A 24,369-nucleotide genomic window follows, 5' to 3' on the forward strand; every position below is an offset into this window, starting at 1 on the left:
GGAGCGCAGAGTTTACCAGAGCCCCTAAAGCCATACTACTTTTCTATCTCATTGAGTTGAGTCATTAAGCTGTTGCTGAAAATCATACGACTGGCGCAAAACATCTCGATAAAGTGACGAGAACTTCTCTTCTAATTCGGTGTAATCACTTTCAATCACTTTAAATGTTGTGGTTAAGTCTGCCATTCTAGGACTTCTTTGCGACATCCGATGTAGTGCAAATTCTATATTGTCTAGATCTTGATAGGATTGAAGCCATCGGCCATGCCACATTCTGCTGTGGAGCACCAAAAAACGTGGCGGCAAATGTTCATGAACCTCTCGGTTTACTCTCTCGTATGCCGTTTTTACAAAGTGTTCGAGAGGCACGGAATGAAAGTCGTTCCAGTGTTTTGCGAGGCAATGATCCCAAAACATATCCAAAGCGATAGGTGCAAAACGTCGCGCAACACCAGTGAAATGAGGCTTACATTCGTTGACGATTGGATGATGGTCGGTAATACGGTCAACAAATCTATGTAATCTGATGCCATTTGAGATATCGCGATCATACAGCTTGCTTGGATCTCCTTTTACGAAGTCTCCAAGCAAGTTTCCCAACAAATGGCTGTTACTGTGATCTGCGATATGCAGGTGGGCTAGAAAGTTCATTCGACGCCAGTTTTGGCCTCTAGGGCTTGGTGTGACATGAACCTAGTATAACGTCAATTACGACGAGATGAGAGTGTTCCGCTATTCGGCTTCGTTGTCTGAGCCAACGTATTCCGACAAGATAATGCCAATTTCAAGCGCATCTAGCAGCTCTAGGCTCTCATCGTTTTGGTATTGGTCGCTCATTGTGACCTCCTTTATTTTAAGCTCTCTTGCTTTTACTTGCTGACGGCCTGGCTCTTGCCATATCCACATCAGCAACTCCTTTTTATAGTCTTTATATGACACATTCATGACAGCGAGAAGTAAAGATTTAAAAACCTATGAGCATAATCAAAAGTAAACGATTGCAATTAGATTTCATATCCGCTTAACACTTTAGAGAAATGACTCTTTTATCAACATTCATGTCAATTTAAAGATATAACATACTGTTATAGGCGTCCTTAGATCTCATTTCTTAAACTAAATTTAGTATTCGTTACATATTTTGCTGATTAACTTCGCATATTTTGTTTCGATATAGCAATAGATTTGGTCAATATCTTTTATCTCTAATGGAGCTTTAAATGAGAGAAGTTGAGTTTAGAACGATAGACAGGCTGTTTATCAAGATGTCTATCAACGACAAAATGTGGGTTATATTCCTACTGTTTTTAGTAGCCCTCACTTCAGTGGCTGGAAGCCGCTACTTCAATGAAATACAACAATTTAAGCAGCAAGCCATCTCGGCGAGCGAAGCGAAGCTTTCTGGTATCGTTGATGCTCAATCAAACCGCGCTACAGAAATTGACGGCGTATCGAAATCGAACCGCGTAAGCGAGAGTTCTTTTGTCGATGGGTCTGTCACCGCTTATGCCAAGTTGCATTCTGGAGAAGTGATTAAGCTGACTCAAAATGTGTCCACACAATACGAATCGGTAAAATCATCAGCTCTATCGTCACTATTACTCAGCTTCTTATGGGTTATTCCTTTTGCCCTATTCTCTTACTGGGTGGCAACGTTTATCGGAGGAGCTCTGTGGGTTTTATATACAACAACCGAAAAAATTGGTGACGGTGACTTAACCTCTCGTCTTGGTTTTCACCCTGGTCGAGATGAATTCGGTACCATCGGCTGTGCGCTAGACAAGTCTATGGATACCTTAAGTGAACTGGTTAATAGTGTTAAAAATAATGCAACGATGTTGAGCGAGACATCTTCTGCATTCGAAAAAGATATGCAGTTGAGTGAAACCCAGATATCTCATCAATATCAAACGCTTGATTCAGTCGCGACGGCAATGGAAGAAATGACAGCCTCTGCAAAGGAGGTATCAAGTATTTCTCAACAAGCAACGACGCAGTCAGACCAAGATGCCCAGAAGATCGAACTAAGCAGAAGCCGTGTACAAAACGTGATTGGCGAGATAGAGACGTTATCTAGCTATATTGAACAAGCCTCTACGTCAGTAACCAATTTAAACGAGAATACGACGCAGATTAATGACGTGATCACAACGATTAACGCCATTTCAGAACAAACTAATCTGTTGGCACTAAACGCAGCAATCGAAGCAGCCCGTGCTGGTGAACAAGGTCGTGGATTTGCAGTGGTTGCCGATGAAGTACGTACATTAGCAAGCAGAACTCAACAGGCAACAGTAGAGATTCAAGCCATGATTGAGAAGCTTCAAATAGAGAGTCAGAACATTGCTTCAATCACCAACCGAACCGTTCAGCAAGCTCAAACCAGCAGCCAGCTTATTGATGAAATCGGCCATGATGTTACCTCTATTGCCGAGTCAGCACGCTCATTAATGGACATGAGCATTCAGATTTCCACATCTGCTGAAGAACAAAGCGCAGTGGCTAACGATATTGCATCGGAACTTTCAGAAATTCGTAGTCAATCAAGCACAATCAGAGAAGTGGCGGAGCAATCTACCGCTGGCGTCGCTAATCTCACGCAAGCCTCCGTTTCTCTTGGTGAGATATTACAACGCTACCGCACCGCATAACGTTGTGAGGCTTATGATCAACAAGGGCTCCTTAAGGAGCCCTTTTCTTTAAACCGTGTTCAACTATTACCTTCGATATTTTCTACGACATCCAAGTGGATATTTGAAGTGAATCTCAAGTTCTCGCTGTACCCGATGAAATAATGTTCTTAAACAAAGCGTTCCGCTATGCTTGATCTTGCCAATTCCAATTTGCTGCTGGAAAACAATATGAATAATTACAAAGACACAAAAGACATAGAGAACCTGAATTGCCCACTCTGCCAAGGAGATGAATATCTCATTTCATCGGATGGCGAGAAATTCACATGCGCTGCTTGCGGATTTCATACAAAAAACTTCTCATCTATCCAATGTCTACATCAAACGCCTTACCTACAGTCTAAACTTAAGCACATCCACAGCTTAAGTCCGGTTTGCCATTAATAGGTCAAACAGAGCAGCCACACAGCTGCTCTTTTAATTCATCTAAATGATGGATGCGAATTACACGCTCGTCATCAACAAGATTGATAGCTTCACCATTAAATAACTGTATCGTTTTGATACCGGCGTTTAGTCCCGCCTCAACTCCTTTAGGCGTGTCATCAATATAAAGACAGTCACTTGGTAAAAAGCCCATGCTCATAGCACTGTACATGATTAAATCGGGCTCAGGCTTCCAACTATTCGCATCGAATGCCGAGAACACTTTGCCTCGGAAAGCATCGAGTAAACCGGTTAACTCCAAAGCGTATTCAATTTTATCTTTAGGTCCATTAGACGCCACACAATATTCGATATTATGCGAATCCAAAAACTGAATTAATCGTTTTGCGCCATCCATCGGCTGTAAGTGACGCACAAAAAGAGACTTGACTTCTTCTCGGTATTGCGGCTCTAAAACATCAATTGGAACTTTGATATCTTTCAATTCTTTAGTATCTAAAAGGATGTCAGCGAGCTTTCCTCCTTTAAAGTGAGAAACGCACTCTTCCATCGTTAACTCAGCCCCATGCTGGTTAAAGACATTGACGAGCGCTTGGCAACACAGTCTTTCGCTGTCGACCAACGTACCATCACAGTCAAATATCACGCACTTAATATTGGTAATTGCCATAGCCATCTCCAGACGTCTTAAAGGCTCAAGCCCAAGCTGATTTTAAGAATGTTTGGATTAATATTATTTGAGTTTGGGATTGTTGAAACGACGAGCTTGGCATTTCATGGAAATAGAAGGTAGCAATTACAGTTTTTCTAAGCAAGATCACCCAACGTCATCTTGCTTTACTTTTTATGCACATTGACGTGTAAGTTAGTTTTCGATAACCACTGAGTCTAACAGTTTTTGCTCGGTGCTTAGTCTTTTAGCCAGATCAGCCACAAACGAGCTTTTGTATTTTGATTCAGAAACAGCAACATCAGAGATGAGTGTATTTCCTTCGAGATGGCTAACAATAGCAGCACCAATTGGGACTCCAGATTTAAAACCAACATATAATTCAAAATCTGGCGTGAGGATAATCTGTGTCAGATATTCAATGATCATATCTTTATCATACTGCTGTTCCCAGCGCTGAGATTGCAAGATAGAGAACATAATGGTCAGTCGATGAAAATCGACCAGAAAAATGTCGTCGGGGTTAAATTCAGAGTCACTTTCCAGTAGTGTGTCTTTGTCGACTACTTGATACGTTGCTTTTTCTAGCGTTTTGAAATAGACATCGCGCCCTTTCAAACTCTCTGGTGTCGGAAATTCAACTTCGACCAGATCATACAGCCATGTATTTTTACGCTCGATACTGGCTAACTGTTGTTCATTCATCTTGATACCTTCGTTTAGAGCAGTACATTAGCATGAAGCCCGCAACAAACCTAGCGCACATAGACCTTTCCGTGGCTAAATTTTGTTTTAGGTGCAAACCTCTGATAGATTTCATCAATATCTTTCCTAGTTAAGGACAAAAATAATGAAAAAGATGCTGTTAAGTGCATTGCTTGCTACTACTCTAGTTGGTTGTTCAGATAACGATGTTGCTGACGTGGGGCTCGGTTGGTTTACTTTGAAAGACATCAAAGTCGGTGAGTTGAAAGACGAGGTGGTAACAGGTGTCACATGTCACATCGCCTCTATCGAAGCGGATTTCAGCTTAGCAGATCCAAGTGATAGCTCAATATCATGTCGTCAGACTGGCGAAATCACACCGGAAATGATTGCAAAAATAGATAAGAGTAAGTCCGGTGAAATTGTATTTAAGAAGTCAAAAAGCATTTTCTTCAAAACAATGAAGGTTCGCCGTATTTATGATGCCGATAACCAAACCTTACTCTACTTGTCTTATACAACAAAAGAGACCGATGGTAGTTTTAAACATAGCCTTTCGACAGTCCCACTTTGGGGTACCAAGGCTTACGTTGAGCCAACTGAAGTGAAAAAGTAACGCGGGTAAATTTAGTTAGCGCGGAGCAGGCTCTTTCCGGGCGCTGCTGAGCAACAAGTTTAAAAAACAACCCATTGCAATACGACAAGCGTCATAAATTGCAGCTGCTTTGGTTGCTATTTACTCAGCTCGCTGATTTTTTCAGCGAGCAGACTTCTTTGTAATAAATCGCCACGATTTTCATTTTTTTGTGATACAATCCCGCCTCTTTTTTTTCTCACTCAAGAACAAGCATGAAGTTTCCTGGTCAGCGTAAATCTAAACACTACTTCCCAACTCACGCTCGAGATCCATTAGTAAACCAAATCCGACAGGCACCTAAGCTATATCGCCCAACTATTGTTGGTGTCGGTCAAACCATTGTAGATATCGAAGCACGTGTAGATGACGCGTTTTTAGAGAAATACAACCTGAGTAAAGGACATTCGCTCGTTCTTGAAGAAAGCAAAGCAGATGCTCTTTACGAAGAACTGGTTGAGCAAGGCCTGATCACACACCAATACCCAGGTGACACGATTGGCAATACTCTTCACAACTACTCAGTTTTAGCCGATAGCAAATCCGTTTTGCTCGGTGTGATGTCTAAGAACATTCAAGTCGGTTCTTTTGCTTACCGCTACCTTTGCCGTACGTCTTCACGCATGAACCTTAACCATTTACAAACGGTAGATGGCCCTATTGGTCGCTGCTACACCCTAATTTCTCAAGACGGTGAGCGTACATTTGCTATCAACGAAGGTCATATGAATCAACTACTTCCGGAAAGCATTCCTGAAGAGATCTTTGAGAAAGCATCAGCCCTGGTTGTTTCTTCTTACCTAATGCGTGGTAAAGAAGAAGATCCAATGCCTAAAGCGGTACAAAGAGCAATCGACTTTGCTAAGAAGCGCGATGTCCCTGTTGTACTTACGTTAGGGACGAAGTACGTTATCGAAGGCAACGCACAGTGGTGGCAAGAATACATTCGCGAAAACATTTCTGTTGTCGCTATGAATGAAGAAGAAGGTGCGGCGCTAACAGGTGAAACAGAGCCGCTAGCAGCTGCTGATAAAGCACTTGAGTGGGTTGATCTCGTACTTTGTACAGCAGGACCAAATGGTCTGTACATGGCTGGTTACACCGACGAGAAAGTAAAACGAGAAACCACACACGACATCCTTGAAAGCTCCCTCGAAGCCTTTAACCAGTACGAGTTTAGTCGTGCGATGCGTAAAGAAGACTGTCAAAACCCAATGAAGGTCTACTCTCACATCGGCCCTTACCTTGGTGGACCATTAGAGATTAAGAACACTAATGGTGCAGGTGATGCAGCCCTTTCAGCCTTACTGCATGACATGGCAGCAAACTCTTTCCACCAAAAAGAAGTGCCTAACTCAGAAAAGCACGAAGTACGATGCTTAACCTACTCCTCGCTTTCTCAGATCTGTAAATACGCAAACCGAGTAAGCTATGAAGTGTTGACGCAGCACTCTCCTCGCCTATCGCGAGCGCTTCCTGAACGAGAAGATAGCTTAGAAGAGACTTATTGGGATCGTTAAAACGACAGCTTTAAAGCTGAAAATATATCAAGGCCACCATTTGGTGGCCTTTTTGTTTTTATCTAGCACTGTAACGAGTAGATTTTGTTAGTATGTCGCACAATACGAAGCAGTAAACTCTTTACAAGCCTAACCGAAACAGTACCATCACCAAGCAGACCTTTGCCTCACAATAATACTCGTTATAACTCAGGTAGTTTTTCAACGCTACCTGTGTGCCACTTTGGGGATTCTCCATGCAGTCAGATATCGAAATTTGCCGAAACACACCACTTTCTTCTATTGATGTTATCGCGGAAAAAGTAGGACTATTGCCCGAAGAGTATGACACTCACGGGAAGCACAAAGCCAAAGTCCACCCAAAATGTTTGGAACGACTCAAAGCAAATGATGACGGTAAACTTGTACTCGTCACTGCGATCACGCCGACTCCTCTTGGCGAAGGAAAAACCGTTACGACGATAGGATTGGCGCAAGGTTTAGCAAAGCTTAATCAATCTGTTATTGCATGTATAAGGCAACCTTCGATGGGACCCGTCTTCGGTATTAAAGGTGGCGCAGCGGGCGGTGGTTATTCTCAAGTAGCTCCAATGGAAGAGTTAAACTTACACCTTACTGGTGACATTCACGCAGTGACAGCGGCGCACAACCTTGCTTCAGCCGCTCTTGACGCTCGCTTGTTCCATGAGCAACGCGAAGGTTATGATGCCTTTGAAGCACGTACCGGGTTAAGAGCACTTAAAATCGACACGGCCAGTATTACTTGGAAACGAGTGATGGACCATAATGATCGTGCACTACGTAAAGTCAAAATTGGCCTCAATGATGCAGGAAAAACCATCAATGGTTTCGAGCGTGACGAAGGGTTCGATATTTCAGCCGCTTCCGAGTTAATGGCTATCATTGCACTAGCCAAAGATTTAAAAGATTTACGTCAACGTATCGGGAAAATTGTCGTAGCGTACGATTTGAACGGAAACCCCGTCACTACGGAAGATCTACAAGTTGCAGGAGCAATGGCAGTAACACTAAAAGAGGCGATTGCACCAACACTGATGCAAACTCTAGAAGGTGTTCCTACGTTGATCCATGCAGGTCCATTTGCAAACATCGCCCATGGAAATTCATCCATTATCGCGGACGATATTGCGCTAAAACTATCAGGTTACACGGTAACTGAAGCCGGTTTTGGTTCGGATATGGGATTCGAGAAAGCGTGTAACATTAAAGCTGCTGCCGCCAACAAAGCCCCGGACTGTGTAGTGATCGTAGCAACATTACGCGGCCTCAAAGCGAATTCTGGACACTACGATTTACGACCAGGTATGGCTATTCCAGATTCCATTTTTAATCCGGACCAAGCAGCATTGGAGGCTGGGTTTGAAAATTTAAAATGGCACATAAATAACGTTCATAAATACGGTTTACCTGCTGTCGTTGCCATTAATCAGTTTCCACAAGATTGTGTGAAAGAGCTTAAAGCTCTTGAAGATCTGATTCACCAATTTAATCCCGAAGTTAAAGTAGCCATCAGCACCGCTTTTTCGCAAGGCGGACAAGGCGCAACGGAACTAGCTCAACATGTTATTGATGCGTGTACCACGCCTGTAGAGTTTTGTCCGTTATACAACAAAGAGCAATCATTACTCGAAAAGCTCATGGCAGTATGTGAAGGGGGCTATGGCGCAACCAATATAGAAATGACTCCTATCGCGACTGAACAGCTCAACCATTTTGAAAATCTAGGTTTTAACAACTTAGCGGTTTGCATCGCGAAGACACCATTATCGATAACCACAGACTCCGCAGTCAAAGGCGCACCAACTGGTTTTACCGTCCCAATCCGCGAGCTGCGCTTGTGTGCGGGCGCAGGATTCGTTTATGCATTATCTGGTACCGTGATGACGATGCCAGGCTTACCTGATAAACCCGCATTTATGAACTTAGATCTTGATGATGGAGGAAATATCGTCGGTCTCTCTTAGTGCAGTGATAACGTATCGCTATCAGTGAAGTGAGCATATTCATTGAGTGAGTGGTCTACTTACCTATCCACTCACTCTCAACAACTGTGAAAAGAGTTGTCTCAGGCCTTCTACTCTTGAATCGTTGATACAAAGCTCTCCTGCCTTACATCAACACGCCTGTTTTAGACCTTTAGAGTTAAGACGCTAACCCTAAGCCTTGTTTGGCCATAGTTATTAAGCTAGAAAACCCTATTTATCTTCTTGTTTTGTCGCCACTTTACATTGTAAATCCATACTTGTTGACTTCTCCTTTCTACAATTTTGCGCCAATTTGATGCACGGGCTATTTAGCGCTTCACTAATATGGTGCAGTTGTCTTACAGTGAAATTTTAACCTCCTTGATTTTTAAGGAGATATTCTATGGCTCGATTCTTGTAGTAGACTTTTCACTAATAAGCACATTAGCACATGCTTTTCAAAACCTCTGCGTTGCATACCACCTCCTTCAGGTTAGCACCGTTTTGATGCATGTCAGAAAAGGGAAAGGGAATACTATGGAAGACGCACTCGCCGTAATTTTAGCAGGAGGGATGGGGTCTAGACTCAGCCCACTCACCGATGACAGAACCAAGCCAGCCGTACCTTTTGGCGGAAAATATAGAATTATAGATTTCACACTAACCAATTGTTTACATTCGGGTTTACGCAAGATCCTTGTTTTAACCCAATATAAATCTCATTCACTTCAAAAACACTTACGAGACGGCTGGTCGATATTCAATCCAGAGCTAGGCGAGTACATTACTGCTGTTCCACCACAAATGCGCAAAGGTGGTGCATGGTATGAAGGAACCGCCGATGCGATTTATCACAACATGTGGTTGCTATCGCGAAATGATGCAAAGTATGTGGTTGTGTTATCCGGCGATCATATCTATCGAATGGACTACGCCGCAATGCTTGAAGAGCATAAAGAGAAAGGTGCTAAGCTCACCGTTGCCTGTATGGATGTTCCCGTAGAGGATGCTTCAGCATTCGGTGTAATGGGCACCACAGAAAACGGGCTCGTTACTTCGTTTATAGAGAAACCTGAAACCCCACCTACTCTTCCTGGAAGCGCGACCAGAAGCCTTGTTTCTATGGGAATATATATCTTTGATATGGATGTTTTGAAAGAAGCGCTTGAAGAAGACTCAAAACTCGATTCATCAAGCCATGACTTCGGAAAAGACATCATACCTAAGCTAATTGATACCGAATCCGTTTACGCTTATCAATTCTGTGGCAGTAAAGGGCGCGTCGATAAAGATTGCTATTGGCGCGACGTGGGTACCATTGATTCCTTCTATGAAGCGAATATGGATCTACTAGAACCTGTGCCGCCAATGAACCTTTATCAGTCTAATTGGGCGATTCGTACTTACGAGCCGCAGTTTCCACCAGCTCGTACTGTATCGTCGGCCACGGGTAATGAAGGCATTTTTATTAACTCCATCATTGCTACCGGTGTCATCAATTCCGGAGGCTCGGTACAGCACTCCATTATTTCCTCTAATGTACGCATTCAAGATAGTGCAACGGTAGTCGATTCCATCATTTTTGATGACGTAGAAGTCGGTGAAGGAAGTCAGTTGGTCAACTGCATAGTTGATAAACATGTTCGTATTCCGCCACATACTCAAATTGGCATGAACAAACTTGAAGATGAGAAGCGATTTAAAATCTCAGACAAAGGTATTGTCGTCATACCCGAAAGTTACCAATTCGATTAAACGACAAACTATCACAACAAAAAAGCGCACGATAATCATCGTGCGCTTTTGTTTAAGTGCCTGTAAACATTAGGCTATAACAAATAATCCATAATAATTAGATGTTACATACCGTTGACCAGCTACCATCTGTACCCGGTTCAGCCGCTGTCCACCAGTTCGCTTGGTAAACCACACCGTTGTGGATGATCTTATCACCTTGGTTAGCGTGGCTTGGATTACCTGCCCAATCCGTTTGTGGCAGAGCTGGGTATGTCACTAAACCTGTCGTATCACACGTACCTGGTTCAGTGGTACCACCACCCGTGCCCGCATTGAGATCACCAATTGGTAGAGCTGGCTGTTCAAACTTAAACGCAAACTCTTTACCACCAGAAATCACTGAGTAGTTAGCCGGACCAGAGATTGGTAGGTAGTAAACCATATCAAGCTCGTAAGTGCCGCCCGCCGGCAAGTCTTTCCATGCTGGTAGAGAGAACGACACACGGTGCATTACGCCATCTAAGCCACCAATGTTGTTTGCTCGAGTATGTCCAGAAGCAATTACTTTCAAACCACCACCTGATTGGTCTTTCGCGTTGTCCGGCGCAGATACTGGGATATCGAATTGGAATTCAGTACCGCCAGGGATCGCTTGACCAGTGTTGTTCGTAAACGTGATTTTCGGGTTAATTGGGTAGTTTTGATCGCCAACTTTGAAGCCGCCAACACTAACAGTAATGTCTACTGCTTCAGTTGGTGTTGGACCAGTCGCTACTTTATTACCGTAAGGCGTCGCAGACTTAAACTTGTCGTAGATAGCTTTGGTCATAGTGTTACCCATGTGGTATTCACCATTACCCGCCGCACAAGCTTGTTCAGTTGCATCTACTGCCGTACGATTACCATTTGCATCCAGTACGTAACAGTTGTAGTCACCGGCTAGTTCCCAGAACATGATACCGCCGATCTCTTTATCGATAACGTAATCGGCTTTCACCTCGATAGAAGCTTTATCTTCCGTAGATAGGAATACGCTCTTCTCCGCGTTCCACAACCAAGGTGCTACAGCAACGCTATCGTAATGACGAGTATAAGTACCAACAAACTTATCTGAAGGATCATTAACTGGGTCAAGACCGTAAGCAGCTGCGTAAGAGCCCCATATACCGTTTTCTAGGTTCTTAGCATGCCACATTGGGTTAGAACCAGCGCTCATTTCGTTTCCTTTAGGGTCGGTATCATGCCACATGTTGTCGATACCAATAGCGCCGTGACCACAGTTGTTCTTCTCACCTTCACCTGTGCCCGGTTGGCACTCTGCTTGGTTTGGTAGTGCCGCTCGGCCCCAAAGGCCATTTTCACCACCAGTAACACCTTGCCAACCACGGGTGTAGTAAGGAACACCAATGTTAATACGACCTGCTGGCATAGAACCACGGAAGTAATGGTAAGCCCAGTCTGTGTTCAAGTAACCGATACCACCGTATGCAGCAGTGCCGTATACGTTCCACTGCGCTAGCTCCGAGTCTTTACCTGTATCGAATAAAGCCGCGTTGTGACCAACGTGATCATTCCAAGCCCCATGCAAGTCGTAAGACATGATGTTTACGTAGTCTAGGTACTTAGTTACATCGAAGGTTTCCATCCCACGTAGCAAGTAACCTGAAGATGGTGCTGCGATAGTCAGCATATAATGAATACCATCTTGCGCGGATGCCGCATCAAGTTTCTCACGCAATACTTTCATCAGCTCTTGGTAAGACGCCCATAAATACTGACGACGTGGTTCCATGAAGTCTTTGTCGTAAGGGTTACCAGCACCAGCCATTGACGTCGGGTATTCATAGTCAATATCCAGGCCATCGAACTTGTACTGACGCATCATTTCAACGGCTGAAGTTGCGAACTTCTCAATACCAGCATGATTAATAGAACCGTCCGCATTCGTCGTCATGGTGTAGAAGCCACCATCAGCTACACGATCGCCGTTCGTATCGAAGTGACCGCCCGTTTCAGCCCAACCACCAATCGAGATTAGCGTTTTAACATCATGTTTTTGCTTGTAAGTTGCTAGTGCACCAAAATGACCTTTAAAACCAAGAGCAGGATCTACCTCAACGCCTGGCCAAGTTTTACCTGTAGCAGGGTTGTTAGGATCATTTACGTCGCCAACGTTTACTTTGCCGTCAGAACCAATGCTCACAAAAGCGTAGTTAATGTGAGTAAGTTGTTCCCAAGGAATGTCTTTAACAAGGTAAGTCGATTGTGGGTCGTCACCTGATCGCCAACTGGTGAAGTAGCCGATTACACGACGTGGGTGATCAGCCCCCATTTTCTCACGGCCCTCTTCGTCATAAATAGAACAGTAAGGAACATCTACACCCGTTGTTTGATAAAGACCATCAGGACGACAATTAGATGTCACTGCGCCGCCGTTTACCGTTAACGTCGCAAGTGCAGAATCTGCTCTTGCTCCAGCATCATCGGTAGCTCTCGCATATACACTTAATGAGCCAGCTTGTGAAGGGGTTACATCCAGCGTGTATGGCGCTGCTGTAGCAGTGCCAGCAAGTACACCTGCAACATAAAAATCAACTTTAGCAACGGTACCATCCGCATCCGTAGCATTTGCAGTCAGTGTTACGGAACCACCCAGGTCAATAGAGGTCGCAGAAAGCACGACATCCACTGTCGGCGCTTCATTACCAGGTTGCGCTGATGCCACAGTTAACGTCACAACACTTGCCGTACTAACGGCACCTGCATCGTCATAGGCCTTGGTAGAGAACTCGTGCTGTCCTTCAGTTGCTGTCCACGATGCAGCATACGGCGCAGACGTTGCCTGACCAACTAATACACCATCAACAAAGAACTCTACTTTGCTAACAGTCCCATCAGTATCTGCCGCATCTGCAGCTAGGCTAACAACATCACCCGCAGTCACAGAAGCCGACGCAGAAGGCGATGTCAGAGTAACCGTCGGGACTTCATTCTGAGGTGGATCAACCGGTCCAGTGCCATCACAAGCGCCAAGTGTTTCCCACTCGCCCCACTCACCAGATTGCGCTGGATTGTTGTTTTGCGTCCAGTAACGCGCTTTATAAGCATTACCTTCATGCTGAACTTGGTCGCCACCGTTGTAAACTTTTGATGATTGCCAAGTTTCTAGAGGGGCACAGTCAACTGCTGCGTAGCTATTGAAGGCCATAAGACAAGAAGCGGTGAGTGTGCTTAGTGTGAACACGTTTTTCACTGCGTTGCCGTTTTTAAGGTGCATAATCGCTCTTCCTTAAGTTATTGTTAAAACAATACTAAATGCGCTAAACGAAGCGCATCTATACTTTTATTTCGACGTAAAATAACTTAAGTACAAGTTGGTGATTTCACACTATCTATTTACGAGTTTTCCACACCGCCTCGCAACAATCCACTAAATGATTGCAACAACGTACCTATTATTTGGCACCAGTAACTAATTTTATAACTCAAATAAATATGTCACTCGCAAATTAATAAAAAAGGTAAAAAAAGTCGCCATTTTGAAATAAAGATCACTAAGCCTTTGTTGACCTTGGCGTTTCATTAAAATGCCGCTTGTACTCGCGACTAAACTGTGATGGGCTCGTGTACCCAACCATTCTCGCTGCATCATTAACACGTCGCCCCTCTAACTGGATCAATTCGCGCGCTTTGTTAAGTCGAACTTTCTTAATATATTGCAACGGAGATTCAAGCGTGACATTGCGAAATGCTTGATGGAAAGCAGACACACTCATGTTGGCTTCTTCAGCCAATGCTTGTACGTTCAACTGTTCATGATACGCTTGATGTACACGATTTAGTGCTTTAGCTACCCTCGCGTAAGAACCTTCTTGATGTGCTAGGTCAAATAAAACATACCCCTCTTTGCTCACCAAAGTACGATACACAATTTCCTCAAGAAGCAACTCGCCAAGCATGATGACATCAAGCTCGTTACACATTGCTTTCATTAACCGTTTGCACGCATCCAACATACCTTCATTCATACGTACCGACTTAAGGCCGCAACGGGTAGCATCCAGACACTTATTACTGAATTTCTCACCCTCTAATTTTTTAACGAGTTTATGAAGAAGCGTTGGCGAAATATCTATCGAAATGCCAAGTAAAGGCTCATTGTTTGTCGCAAACGCTTCGCACTCTAGTGGCATGGGAACCCCGACAACAAGGTAATCATCGGGCCCATATTGCACTGGTGTATCACCAATATGAATGTTCTTATGCCCTTGACCCAATACGATGATGCCGGACTGATAGACAAACGGCTGGCGATGATTCCCTTTGCTACTGCGATAAAACCATACGCCATCTATCGCTGTTTTCTTCATACCTTCTAGGTCATGCAGCCCCTGCTTTTCAACATATTGCTGCATGATATTTGCGAGAGTGTGCATTAGAGCGCTCCATCAATGACCAACGAGTTTGGTCTCTATTATCGTTTCGAGCACTATACTTCCTCTCGACTTTAACTTTCTAGCTCAAGAGCATTAATTTTGTAGAAATAGGCAAGTTATTTGCAGAAATCGACCTGTTAACGATCGTTAATCAGGACTAATATGCATGTATTCAATCTCCTTCACTGGAAGCAAGAGGGCTAATAATGAACTTTTCTTATGTAAACCCAACCAAGATTTTCTTTGGTCAAAAACAAATCGCTGCAATCAAAGAAGCTATCCCATCCGACCAAAAAGTTTTAGTGGTATACGGTGGTGGCTCCATCAAAAAAAATGGCGTGTACGACCAAGTAGCAGAAGCTCTTGAGGGACATGAATGGCTAGAGTTTTCAGGTGTTGAACCAAACCCAACCAAAGAAACACTCGATAAAGCAGTCGCAATGGTAAAAGAGCATGGCGTTGACTTTATTTTAGCGGTAGGTGGTGGTTCAGTCATCGATGGTTCCAAATACGTAGCAGCGGCATCAAAGTACGATGGTGATGGTTGGGATATCATGATTGGTAAGCACCAAGTCACTGAAGCGACGCCTCTAGCTGCAATTTTGACATTGCCAGCAACAGGCTCAGAGTCAAACATGGGCGCAGTTATCACTAAAAAAGAAACTCAAGACAAACTTCCGTTCATGTCTCCAGCAGTGCAGCCAAAATTTGCCGTGTTAGACCCAGATGTAATGAAAACACTGCCAGAACGCCAGCTTATCAACGGCATTGTTGACGCATGGGTGCACGTATGTGAGCAATACTTGACGCTTCCTACCGGTGCAATGGTTCAAGATGGTTACGCAGAAACACTGCTGAAAACTTTAAAAACACTCGGAGAACAGTTTGCGGAACGAGACGACGATATGTGGCGCGCAAACTTAATGTGGTCTGCTAACCAAGCATTGAATGGGTTAATTGGTAGTGGCGTTCCACAAGACTGGGCGACACATATGATCGGCCATGAATTAACGGCTCTATGGGGCGTTGATCATGCGCGTTCTCTTGCAATTGTCCAACCGTCGTTACTTCGTAACCAAATGCAGTTTAAGCGCCCTAAGTTAGAACAAATGGGTCGCAACGTATTTGGTCTTGAAGCAGGTGAGGATTTAGCAGAGCGCACAATAGAATCTATCGAAGCGTTTTATCATCAACTTGATGTCGCAACTAAGCTCGAAAACTATGGTGAGAGCCGTGAACAAGCTATCGATGCCATCATTGATCAACTAAACAAACACGGCATGACTGTTTTAGGTGAAAACCAGGCGATCACACTTGAACGTAGCCGAGAAATCTTAGAGTTAGCTGTCTCATAACTGCAACAATTCTTCACTGCCCTTCCTAGGGTTTAACGGTATTGTGACTTAACAGTCACAATACCGTTTTTTTATGCTATTTTGTAAGCCACATCACGTTCAAAACGAGGAGGCTTCTAAAAACAACGATTCCCTCCAGACAAAAAATCGGCCGTGTTGGTTAGTAAAGAGACAACTGTCCAGCTTTACACAAATAAAAATAATTGAGATCAAAAAACGAGTTAACTCGTTAATTAAGTTTTGATTTGTTGTAGTGATGTACTACATAATTTTGTCTGTTCGAGAAAACACTTTATGTGGCTAGTTGTTGTCGTATTAGCATTCATACATATCATCAGTATCCGTAAAGGCTCTAAATGGCTCTTTTACGTTTCTAAACCATTACCAGTGCTCTGTATGCTTGGTATTTTAATTCAGTCCCCGGCTTACCCAATGCCATATGCGCATTGGATTTTGATTGGCTTATCGCTCTCGTTGCTTGGTGACGTGTTATTAATGCTCCCTAGAGACAAGTTCATTACAGGATTAGTGCTCTTTTGCTCTGCCCATCTCTCCTATAGTTATGGCTTTGCCATCATGTCAGCGTGGCATTTTACACCTTGGCTACCAATTGCCTTGTTCGGACTCGGTATATGCGTCTACTGGTTGTTCCGACCGGATCTCGGTAAAGAGAAACGGCCAGTTGCCAGTTATATATTGGTACTGATGACTATGTGCTGGGCTTCGATCGAGTATTATTTGAGTGGGAAAACACAATCCTCCTCTTTTGCAGTGCTCGGAAGCTTTATCTTTATTATCTCTGGCATCGTATTGGCTTTCGAACGCTTTGGAGGACGGTCAATATTTTCACGACAAGTTGTCATGGTGACCTACTATTCTGCACAGACATTAATGGTTATGTCTGTTGTTGCGATTGTTGTTCGTTATCCGTATCTCGTTGAACTGAGTTAGTCATACTCTAGACTGCACCAACATTAAAGAAACATGGATGTATCTTGTAAGCGATCTGAATAGAGTCTTAAAATCATCGCCTAAACATTAGCTTATTCTTAATGAAATTACGCGCACAACTTGCTATTGTAAAAGGATATTTTTCCGTTATAGCGTGCCCCTTTGAAAGAGAATACTCCCGTCGTTGAGTTTAGCGACGTAAATAAGTGGTATGGCGATTACCACGCTCTAAAAGACATCAACTTCTCCGTGCATTCTGGCGAGATCGTCGTGGTGTGTGGCCCTTCAGGTTCCGGAAAATCAACGCTCATTCGTTGCATCAACCATCTTGAATCGATTCAAGGAGGCCAGCTTCATGTGTTCGACCAGCCTTCTCACGCAAAATCTCTCAAGCCCGGTAAAATCGGCATGGTGTTCCAACACTTTCACCTTTTTCCTCACTTGACTGTACTGGAAAACCTCACCTTAGCGCCGATTCGCACACAAAAATTGTCAAAACAAGAAGCTGAAAAACGCGCAAAACATTACCTAAAGCGAGTCAATATTGAAGAGCAAGCGAGTAAGTATCCTATCCAGCTTTCTGGCGGTCAGCAGCAACGCGTCGCGATTGCCCGCTCCTTGTGTATGGAACCGGATTTACTCCTGTTTGACGAGCCAACTTCGGCGCTTGATCCGGAAATGATCAACGAAGTGTTGGATGTCATGGTTGAGCTGGCTCAAAGCGGAATGACGATGATTTGCGTCACGCATGAAATGGGATTTGCCAAAAAAGTAGCGAACCGCGTGGTATTTATGGATGAAGGCCAAATCGTGGAAATGAACTCTCCAGTCGCCTTATTTGAGACACCACAGCATCCACGAACCCAAGCATTTTTGAACCAAATTTTAAGTTACTGATGATAGTTCGCGTAATCAAACCAGTCCTTCAAGCTTTACTGCAAATGACGCTCCTCTTCATCGCGATTGTGTGGGTGTTGGACTCTGGTGCCGACGCTATGGGCTATCAATGGCAATGGGAGCGCGTACCTGATTACATCGCTTTTTATGAAGATGGCGAATGGTGGCCGGCAGAACTTATTGATGGGCTATTGGTCACGCTTAACATCTCGGCTATTAGTCTATTTTTTACCTTAGTATTAGGGTTGGTTACCGCGTTACTAAGGCTTAGCGATTCGAAAGTCGGCAATGTTATTGGTACCACTTATGTCGAAGTAATACGTAACACGCCGTTGTTGGTGCAAATCTATTTACTCTACTTCGTGTTTGGCCCCGTGATTGGTTTAGACCGATTCAGTACCGCCGTTTTGGCATTATCCCTTTTCCAAGGTGCCTACACCGCGGAAATATTCCGTGCAGGTTTAAACAGTATTCCTAAAGGGCAATTCGAAGCAGCACAAACTCTCGGACTATCACCGTTTTACACCTACAAAGACGTAATTTTTCCTCAGGTTTTACAGCGCACATTAACGCCATTAACCAATGAAGTGGTTTCTTTGATCAAAAACTCTTCCATTGTAAGCGTGATGGCGATTTTTGATCTAACAACACAGGCACGCAACATCGTCTCAGAGACGGCGATGCCGTTTGAAATTTGGTTTACCGTGGCAGCAATTTATCTTGCTCTCACTCTGTCACTTTCTGGCTTGTCTGCATGGCTAGAACACAAACTCGGAGCCAGTTGGCGCAAATTATAAGGAGATAACATGAAGTTATTCAAAGCGACCATTACTGCATTATTAGGGCTAGCCATCGCTATGCCTACTCTCGCGAAAGAAGGTGTTGCCACACCCAATGTAGATCAAATCAAAGAACGAGGCACTTTGCGCGTTGGTATGTCAACATTTGTACCTTGGGCAATGCGTAACAAGCAAGGTGAGTTAATCGGTTTTGAAATCGATGTTGCCAAACGCTTAGCACAAGATTCAGGTTTGAAAGTGGAATTCGTACCGACTGCATGGGATGGCATTATTCCCGCATTACTGGCGAAAAAGTTCGACGTGATCATTAGTGGCATGTCTGTTACGCCTGAACGCTCCAAAAGCGTCTTGTTTACTGAGCCCTACTCGCACTCAGGCGTTCAAGTAGCAGCAAACAAAAAACTCGCCTCTGGTTTTAGCGAATTTTCGGATTTTGATTCACGACGCGTAAAAATTGCGGCTCGTCGCGGCGCATTCACCGTTCAAGTAGCCAGAGAAACCTTCCCGAAAGCGAAGATCCTGCAATTCGATGACGACGCACAAGCGTTCCAAGAGGTGCTGAATGGTAACGCCCACGCGGTCATTGCTTCTAGCCCAAAACCAGAACATGAGACAGTGAAACACAGCGACAAACTATTCCTTCCATTCTCTGAGCGACTATCACAAGGTAACGAAGCCTTTGCAGTTCGTTTGGGGGAAGAAGATAAAAAGGCCTTTTTCAATAAATGGATTGAAGCAAGAACCCAAGATGGATGGTTAAAACAACGTTATGAATACTGGTTCTCGACATTAGATTGGCAAGATCAAGTCGCGCAAGGCCAGTAATCTTAATGGCTCGTGGACGCCGCGAGCCTATACTCTCCAATCATTCATTTTACTTTTCCATAACTTATCGGAGTCAAATTTTTGGGCGAACACACTACCACTCGCACAGCACCCGCGAAATCCAGCACAGGCTACCTTTTACCGCAATTAAACACACTAGACTGGGTACTACTTGTTATGTGCGGTATCGGTGGTGTTTGGCTGTACCATCGGTCCGCTGTTGGTGTGCATTATTTGTGGCAGTGGAAAGAGGCGCTTGAATTACTTTTCACGCCTAGAGCAGATGGTAGTTTGCCCTACTTCTTCCAAGGTTTGATTTCGACGTTAAGGCTCAGTGTTTGGGGCATAAGCTTCGCATTAGTGTTTGGCACTTTGTTAGGCTTAGGACGCTTCTCTCGTTCCGTTTGGTTGCGCACACCTGCCAATGCGTTTATCCAGTTAGTGAGAAACATCCCTCCGTTGGTATTTGTTTTTATTTTCTACTTTTTCATTTCTAACCAATTGATCCCGTTACTTGGTTTGGAAGATCTTCTACGAAACTACAACGGCGAACCAAATGCGCTACAGCACTTTCTGTTTGGGCCTTCGAACCTTTGGGAAAACCTTGCCTCTGGCGTGTTATGTGTCGGCTTACTCTCTTCTGCCTACATTGCAGAAGTTGTGCGCGGTGGTTTACAAAGTATCGACCAAGGTCAGTGGGAAGCGGCTGACTCATTGGGCTTGTCTCGATGGGTGAAATACCGATTTGTTATCGCGCCACTGGTGCTTAAATCAATCACACCTGCACTTGCCGGTCAAACCATCTCTTTGGTGAAAGACACCTCTATTGTTTCACTGATTTCGATACAAGAAATGACGTTTGTTGGGACAGAGATGGCAAATTCATCAGGGTATATATTTGAAATTTGGTTGATTGTCGGCCTTGCTTACTTCTTAATTTGTTTTGGTCTGTCACTTATTTTTCGCCATATTGAAGCAAAATCGGAAGCCATTTCAAATTAACTCAACCGCATATGTAATTAGGCACATTTGATTCTTCAAATCAGAATTGCACCCTGTTACATTGACAAGATGCTAAATTTTCGGCGTTTTTCATGGAGTTAAAGAATCAATCCGACTACGAGCGATACATAAAACAAGATAATCTTGGTGAATATTACGTAGTTCTCAATCAATTCACTTTTCACAGTGTTTATCAGCCAATTTTTGATAGACGTCAACGTATTATTGGTATGGAAGCCTTACTGCGTATTCGTGGCATTGATGGTTCCCTAATTCGTCCTGACGTGTTTCTGGCCAATAATGGTCTTGATCCCTACTTTCGCTTATGTGTAGAGTTTTTATCTAGAGCAATGCACATTCGAAATTTTGCACGCTATTTCGCAGGGACGCCGATCAAACTGTTTCTTAACGTCATGCCTCAAACGCTACTCACACTAACCAAAGACATGGGCTTTAAAGATAACGGCCTGCTTTACAAACGCCTTTCCGAACTTGGTATGAGCCCATCAGACGTAGTTTTTGAAGTAGTCGAAGAGTCATGCGGAGATACGGATTTATTAATCAAAGCCGTACAGTTAATGAAAGCAAATGGTTTTATCTTTGCTATCGATGATTTTGGCGCCCAACATTCTGATATCGCACGTGTTCAGCAGCTCTGCCCTGACATCATCAAAATCGATCGTTCCTATTTGCTAGACTACTGCGCCGGAGAAACCTTTTCCATACATAGCGCCGTTGATCTAGCGGATCATATGGGAGCAAAAGTCATTATAGAAGGGGTTGAAGAAGACGTGCAGCTACAAGCTATGTATCAACTTAATTTGGATTATTACCAAGGCTTTTACTTAGGAAAGCCTTGCGCCATTCATCACTGGACAGATAGCCTAAACATCGAGACGACAGTGCATTAACACTGCCCACTTACAGCACAGTGAAACCAAAAAAGCGCCGATATAATATGCTCGGCGCTTTTTAGTTTTACTCAGATGTCACTTATTTAGTTAAGCGTTCATTTCCCTAGAAAAAATCAATAGAATTACGTCCGCTCTTCGGATCACGAGTGGCTTGCGGTTTGTCTTCTTTTTTGCCTTTCTTAGCAGACTGAGACAACGCTTCTTTCTGCGCTTTACGCTCTTTATGTGCCGCTTTACGGCCTGTTGATTTAGGCCCAGAGGCTTTAGGTGACTTACTTTGACGAGACTTATCTTTACGAGAAGACTGTGCTTCTTTTTTCGCTTTCTTTTCTGCTTTTTGCTCTGCCGTTTCAGGTTCGGTTACTGGCGCATCGCAAACCACAACATAATATTCCTGGTTAAACTCAAAAAAGTCACCATCATACATCTTGCGGCGCTTACGTGTTTCTAGTTCACCATTCACCGCAACGTAGCCTTCCTCGATGATATGTTTTGCTTCGCCGCCACCGCTGACCAAGTTTGCGATTTTAAAAAGCTTGTACAGTTCGATTGGATGCGCATCAACATCGATGCCAATCGCTTCGATCTCAATCTCTTCGCCTTCTAAATACTCTTCGTGGTCGTAATCTTGGGTCATGTTACTTACTCTTACTATTTGATGCCCTGAAGTTTAAACGCAATGCTTAAAAATAGAAACCTCTGCCGATGTTCAATCACCGATTCGCCTTGGCGTTTGAGCACCTCTTAACCCATTTAACTTGTCGCTTGTTAGCTTGTATACCGATGCGTAGCTCAAACGAAGATGCAATTACGCAACCTGAAGGTATATACTCTCTAAGTTATTGTTGAAAAGAGCGAATACTTTGTCTCAACCAAGTAGAATTACCTTTGTCACTGCGAACTTGTTTAATTTTGTCGCACCGCCTAACGCCTACTATGATTTCGAGAACATATACTCGTTAGAGCAATGGCGAGACAAACTTTCGTGGACGCAACGTCAAGTTGAAAAACTGGAAGGCGACGTGATTGGCTTACAAGAAGTATTCAGTATCGAGAAGACCCAGGCATTCTTTTCAACCATCGGCTACCCCTACTTTGCGACCGTTGACACTCCACATGTTGAGGATGAGTACATTTACTCAAGCCCTGTTGTGGCAATAGCATCTCGGTTTCCAATAGAAAAAGTACAAGCGGTAGAGTTTGACTTAGCAACGCTTGAGCCTTTTGGAGTAAGTGTTGTTCCAGAGTTCAGTCGCAAACCTATCTATGCCCAAGTAATACATCCTGTACTTGGTCATATCGCCGTTTACGTAACGCACCTGAAATCTCAACGCCCGGCCGACTCAGAACAACCAGAAACGTCTAGCACGATTATTGGGCGCTGGTTATCCACCCAGCAAAGAGGCTGGGAAGCAGCGATGTTAAGAGACGCGATGCAAAAGAGGTATCGAAAAGAACCAATGCCGACAGTGTTAATGGGCGATATGAATCAACCTATCACTCCTATCAGCGTTAACAGCGCATTGGTATCCAATACTGGTGACAGCGTCACTGAATTACAACTCAAAGATGGTTGGTTATTGCAAAGTGCCCCCCTGAAGGATGAACGCCCAGCCACGCACTATCATTTTTCCACTGGGAATGTACTCGACTATATCTTGCTCTCACAAGAGTTTGATACCTTATCAGATATATCGGTTGCCGAGGTTGTTGACTATCAGGTGTCTAACCAACATCTGATCAACCCGATTTATGACAGAGATAAAAACGCCAGCGACCACGCATTTGTGGCGCTGACGGCTGAAGTAAAGCTTTGAGCAACCTATTTAGTTACTTAGTGACGTTTCACAATTTTACGCGGGATAAGTTCTACGCCAGGCTTGTAACGCTTGGCGGAAGCGTTGAGTGCTAACTCCATTGCGCTGTCCGCGATCAACTCAAACTGTTGAGGCAAAGAGTTGATTTTCACAGGCAAGAAGTCCAGCAGTCGATTATCACCAAATGTCGCTAAACGCACCTTTCCCATCAGTTCTGGTTTTTCTAGCATTACATCCAACACACCTTCTAACAGTGTGTATGACGTTGTAACAATGGCATCTGGCAATGCGTTCTCTGTTAACCATCTCTCTAAGACTTTCTTGCCTTCTTCCCGGGAGAAGTGTTGTCCATAACCCACTGTTGCCGTTTTGCCACCTTGTTGAGAAGCAGATAGAAAACCGAGCTCACGCTCTTTTGAGACTTGAAGATCTTGCAATGCACCGATTAAGCCAATGGACTTAATATCCTCTGACAGTACTGACTGAGTGAGGTCAAGTGCGGCGTCAAAATCTTCGCTGATGACACAACAAAAGTGCTCATCATCCATTGGACGGTCTAGCGCGATAACTGGCGTACCAGAATTTTGCAACTTAAGGTAATACTCGTTTGCAGTGGGCATACCACTTGCCACAAACAACGCATCAATGCGACGACTGACTAATGCTTCCGCCACCTTTTGCTCTGTATCAGGATCATCATCAGAGCAGCCAATCAAAATTTGGTACCCCGCTTTCCGAGAGTTCTGCTCTATCAGCTTTGCAAGACGCGCATAACTGGTGTTCTCTAAGTCTGGGATGATAAGCCCAAATGAGCGTGAATTACCTGCCCGCAAGGAAGACGCCGCATGATCTGGCTTATAATTGTACTCATCTACAACGGCCATCACCTTTTTCTGAGTCTTCTCGCTGATGCGGTATTTCTGCGCTTTTCCGTTAATCACATAGCTTGCAGTTGTCTTAGAAACACCCGCTAATTTGGCTATTTCATCCAGTGTCATATTCTAAACCTTATTCTGTGCGCGCGATCATATTAATACATCA

At 44.0% G+C, this 24,369-nt stretch carries 21 protein-coding genes; 13 read left to right on the forward strand and 8 right to left on the reverse strand.

Translation table 11 applies throughout. From position 1 onward, the window contains the following. Positions 1–48 precede the first annotated feature (48 nt). Positions 49–651 (reverse strand): ACP phosphodiesterase, encoded by a 603-nt coding sequence (locus MTF70_RS16245; protein WP_054865345.1) that lies wholly within the window; start codon positions 649–651, stop codon positions 49–51. An 81-nt stretch (positions 652–732) separates the two neighbouring features. Further along, a complete protein-coding gene (locus MTF70_RS16250; RefSeq protein WP_017820948.1) occupies positions 733–906 on the reverse strand; it encodes a hypothetical protein in 174 nt (57 codons plus the stop codon). A 314-nt stretch (positions 907–1,220) separates the two neighbouring features. Here MTF70_RS16250 and MTF70_RS16255 point away from each other — a divergent pair, with 314 nt between their 5' ends. Continuing rightward, positions 1,221–2,651 carry a methyl-accepting chemotaxis protein gene (locus MTF70_RS16255; RefSeq protein ID WP_042520826.1) on the forward strand — a complete coding sequence of 477 codons (1,431 nt, stop codon included), beginning with the start codon at positions 1,221–1,223 and terminating at the stop codon, positions 2,649–2,651. Between the two features lie 430 nt (positions 2,652–3,081). Here MTF70_RS16255 and MTF70_RS16260 read toward each other — a convergent pair whose 3' ends face one another. Then, complete coding sequence (locus MTF70_RS16260; protein WP_042520824.1) at positions 3,082–3,750, reverse strand: HAD-IA family hydrolase; 669 nt, start codon at positions 3,748–3,750, stop codon at positions 3,082–3,084. Between the two features lie 195 nt (positions 3,751–3,945). Next, positions 3,946–4,455, reverse strand: coding sequence for a hypothetical protein (locus MTF70_RS16265; protein WP_005376378.1), 510 nt, complete (start codon positions 4,453–4,455; stop codon positions 3,946–3,948). A 145-nt stretch (positions 4,456–4,600) separates the two neighbouring features. Here MTF70_RS16265 and MTF70_RS16270 point away from each other — a divergent pair, with 145 nt between their 5' ends. The 4 genes from MTF70_RS16270 to glgC all read left to right on the forward strand — a co-directional run bounded on the left by MTF70_RS16270 (position 4,601) and on the right by glgC (position 10,349). Further along, positions 4,601–5,071, forward strand: coding sequence for a CreA family protein (locus tag MTF70_RS16270; protein WP_005397614.1), 471 nt, complete (start codon positions 4,601–4,603; stop codon positions 5,069–5,071). A gap of 233 nt (positions 5,072–5,304) precedes the next feature. Further along, entirely contained in the window at positions 5,305–6,609 is a 1,305-nt protein-coding gene (locus tag MTF70_RS16275) for an inosine/guanosine kinase (RefSeq protein ID WP_042520821.1), read from the forward strand. Between the two features lie 236 nt (positions 6,610–6,845). Further along, a complete protein-coding gene (locus MTF70_RS16280) occupies positions 6,846–8,594 on the forward strand; it encodes a formate--tetrahydrofolate ligase (RefSeq protein ID WP_042520819.1) in 1,749 nt (582 codons plus the stop codon). 537 nt (positions 8,595–9,131) lie between these two features. Continuing rightward, positions 9,132–10,349 (forward strand): glucose-1-phosphate adenylyltransferase, encoded by a 1,218-nt coding sequence (glgC, locus tag MTF70_RS16285; RefSeq protein ID WP_017634185.1) that lies wholly within the window; start codon positions 9,132–9,134, stop codon positions 10,347–10,349. A 97-nt stretch (positions 10,350–10,446) separates the two neighbouring features. On the opposite strand, the gene MTF70_RS16290 is transcribed toward glgC, so the two are convergent. Further along, positions 10,447–13,608, reverse strand: a complete 3,162-nt coding sequence (locus tag MTF70_RS16290) for a glycosyl hydrolase family 18 protein (RefSeq protein ID WP_248394081.1) — start codon at positions 13,606–13,608, stop codon at positions 10,447–10,449. A 277-nt stretch (positions 13,609–13,885) separates the two neighbouring features. Continuing rightward, positions 13,886–14,767 carry an AraC family transcriptional regulator gene (locus MTF70_RS16295; RefSeq protein WP_042520813.1) on the reverse strand — a complete coding sequence of 294 codons (882 nt, stop codon included), beginning with the start codon at positions 14,765–14,767 and terminating at the stop codon, positions 13,886–13,888. 206 nt (positions 14,768–14,973) lie between these two features. On the opposite strand from MTF70_RS16295, the gene MTF70_RS16300 reads away from it, so the two are divergent. The 7 genes from MTF70_RS16300 to MTF70_RS16330 all read left to right on the forward strand — a co-directional run bounded on the left by MTF70_RS16300 (position 14,974) and on the right by MTF70_RS16330 (position 21,508). Next, positions 14,974–16,122: an iron-containing alcohol dehydrogenase gene (locus MTF70_RS16300; RefSeq protein WP_005386076.1), complete on the forward strand. Its 1,149-nt coding sequence runs from the start codon at positions 14,974–14,976 to the stop codon at positions 16,120–16,122. Positions 16,123–16,416: 294 nt separating this feature from the next. Further along, the gene (locus MTF70_RS16305; RefSeq protein ID WP_005376394.1) at positions 16,417–17,073 is read left to right on the forward strand and encodes a lysoplasmalogenase; all 657 of its coding nucleotides are present in this window, start codon (positions 16,417–16,419) and stop codon (positions 17,071–17,073) included. 162 nt (positions 17,074–17,235) lie between these two features. After that, positions 17,236–17,970 carry an amino acid ABC transporter ATP-binding protein gene (locus MTF70_RS16310; protein ID WP_005386072.1) on the forward strand — a complete coding sequence of 245 codons (735 nt, stop codon included), beginning with the start codon at positions 17,236–17,238 and terminating at the stop codon, positions 17,968–17,970. Further along, positions 17,970–18,767 carry an amino acid ABC transporter permease gene (locus MTF70_RS16315; RefSeq protein ID WP_054865350.1) on the forward strand — a complete coding sequence of 266 codons (798 nt, stop codon included), beginning with the start codon at positions 17,970–17,972 and terminating at the stop codon, positions 18,765–18,767. Before MTF70_RS16310 ends, MTF70_RS16315 begins: the two co-directional genes overlap by 1 nt. Positions 18,768–18,776: 9 nt before the next feature. Continuing rightward, positions 18,777–19,595: a transporter substrate-binding domain-containing protein gene (locus tag MTF70_RS16320; RefSeq protein ID WP_205461044.1), complete on the forward strand. Its 819-nt coding sequence runs from the start codon at positions 18,777–18,779 to the stop codon at positions 19,593–19,595. An 81-nt stretch (positions 19,596–19,676) separates the two neighbouring features. Then, positions 19,677–20,597 (forward strand): amino acid ABC transporter permease, encoded by a 921-nt coding sequence (locus tag MTF70_RS16325; RefSeq protein ID WP_205461045.1) that lies wholly within the window; start codon positions 19,677–19,679, stop codon positions 20,595–20,597. Positions 20,598–20,689: 92 nt separating this feature from the next. Then, on the forward strand, positions 20,690–21,508 hold the full coding sequence (locus MTF70_RS16330) for an EAL domain-containing protein (RefSeq protein WP_017820958.1): 819 nt from the start codon (positions 20,690–20,692) through the stop codon (positions 21,506–21,508). A gap of 106 nt (positions 21,509–21,614) precedes the next feature. On the opposite strand, the gene MTF70_RS16335 is transcribed toward MTF70_RS16330, so the two are convergent. Next, positions 21,615–22,148 carry an RNA-binding S4 domain-containing protein gene (locus MTF70_RS16335; RefSeq protein ID WP_005376400.1) on the reverse strand — a complete coding sequence of 178 codons (534 nt, stop codon included), beginning with the start codon at positions 22,146–22,148 and terminating at the stop codon, positions 21,615–21,617. Positions 22,149–22,374: 226 nt separating this feature from the next. Here MTF70_RS16335 and MTF70_RS16340 point away from each other — a divergent pair, with 226 nt between their 5' ends. Continuing rightward, positions 22,375–23,328, forward strand: a complete 954-nt coding sequence (locus MTF70_RS16340; protein ID WP_161441378.1) for an endonuclease/exonuclease/phosphatase family protein — start codon at positions 22,375–22,377, stop codon at positions 23,326–23,328. Between the two features lie 17 nt (positions 23,329–23,345). On the opposite strand, the gene cra is transcribed toward MTF70_RS16340, so the two are convergent. Continuing rightward, on the reverse strand, positions 23,346–24,326 hold the full coding sequence (gene cra / locus MTF70_RS16345) for a catabolite repressor/activator (protein ID WP_205461046.1): 981 nt from the start codon (positions 24,324–24,326) through the stop codon (positions 23,346–23,348). Between the last annotated feature and the right edge of the window lie 43 nt (positions 24,327–24,369).

Origin of the sequence: Vibrio sp. 2CM40D (assembly GCF_023161825.1) — a bacterium.
GTDB classification, from domain to species: Bacteria; Pseudomonadota; Gammaproteobacteria; order Enterobacterales; family Vibrionaceae; genus Vibrio; species Vibrio alginolyticus.

Excerpts from the sequence above, each read along its gene's own strand:
- MTF70_RS16245 (WP_054865345.1), bottom strand. The coding sequence starts at position 651 with ATGAACTTTCTAGCCCACCTGCATATCGCAGATCACAGTAACAGCCAT.
- MTF70_RS16250 (WP_017820948.1), bottom strand. The coding sequence starts at position 906 with ATGTGGATATGGCAAGAGCCAGGCCGTCAGCAAGTAAAAGCAAGAGAG.
- MTF70_RS16255 (WP_042520826.1), top strand. The coding sequence starts at position 1,221 with ATGAGAGAAGTTGAGTTTAGAACGATAGACAGGCTGTTTATCAAGATG.
- MTF70_RS16260 (WP_042520824.1), bottom strand. The coding sequence starts at position 3,750 with ATGGCAATTACCAATATTAAGTGCGTGATATTTGACTGTGATGGTACG.
- MTF70_RS16265 (WP_005376378.1), bottom strand. The coding sequence starts at position 4,455 with ATGAATGAACAACAGTTAGCCAGTATCGAGCGTAAAAATACATGGCTG.
- MTF70_RS16270 (WP_005397614.1), top strand. The coding sequence starts at position 4,601 with ATGAAAAAGATGCTGTTAAGTGCATTGCTTGCTACTACTCTAGTTGGT.
- MTF70_RS16275 (WP_042520821.1), top strand. The coding sequence starts at position 5,305 with ATGAAGTTTCCTGGTCAGCGTAAATCTAAACACTACTTCCCAACTCAC.
- MTF70_RS16280 (WP_042520819.1), top strand. The coding sequence starts at position 6,846 with ATGCAGTCAGATATCGAAATTTGCCGAAACACACCACTTTCTTCTATT.
- glgC (WP_017634185.1), top strand. The coding sequence starts at position 9,132 with ATGGAAGACGCACTCGCCGTAATTTTAGCAGGAGGGATGGGGTCTAGA.
- MTF70_RS16290 (WP_248394081.1), bottom strand. The coding sequence starts at position 13,608 with ATGCACCTTAAAAACGGCAACGCAGTGAAAAACGTGTTCACACTAAGC.
- MTF70_RS16295 (WP_042520813.1), bottom strand. The coding sequence starts at position 14,767 with ATGCACACTCTCGCAAATATCATGCAGCAATATGTTGAAAAGCAGGGG.
- MTF70_RS16300 (WP_005386076.1), top strand. The coding sequence starts at position 14,974 with ATGAACTTTTCTTATGTAAACCCAACCAAGATTTTCTTTGGTCAAAAA.
- MTF70_RS16305 (WP_005376394.1), top strand. The coding sequence starts at position 16,417 with ATGTGGCTAGTTGTTGTCGTATTAGCATTCATACATATCATCAGTATC.
- MTF70_RS16315 (WP_054865350.1), top strand. The coding sequence starts at position 17,970 with ATGATAGTTCGCGTAATCAAACCAGTCCTTCAAGCTTTACTGCAAATG.
- MTF70_RS16320 (WP_205461044.1), top strand. The coding sequence starts at position 18,777 with ATGAAGTTATTCAAAGCGACCATTACTGCATTATTAGGGCTAGCCATC.
- MTF70_RS16330 (WP_017820958.1), top strand. The coding sequence starts at position 20,690 with ATGGAGTTAAAGAATCAATCCGACTACGAGCGATACATAAAACAAGAT.
- MTF70_RS16335 (WP_005376400.1), bottom strand. The coding sequence starts at position 22,148 with ATGACCCAAGATTACGACCACGAAGAGTATTTAGAAGGCGAAGAGATT.
- cra (WP_205461046.1), bottom strand. The coding sequence starts at position 24,326 with ATGACACTGGATGAAATAGCCAAATTAGCGGGTGTTTCTAAGACAACT.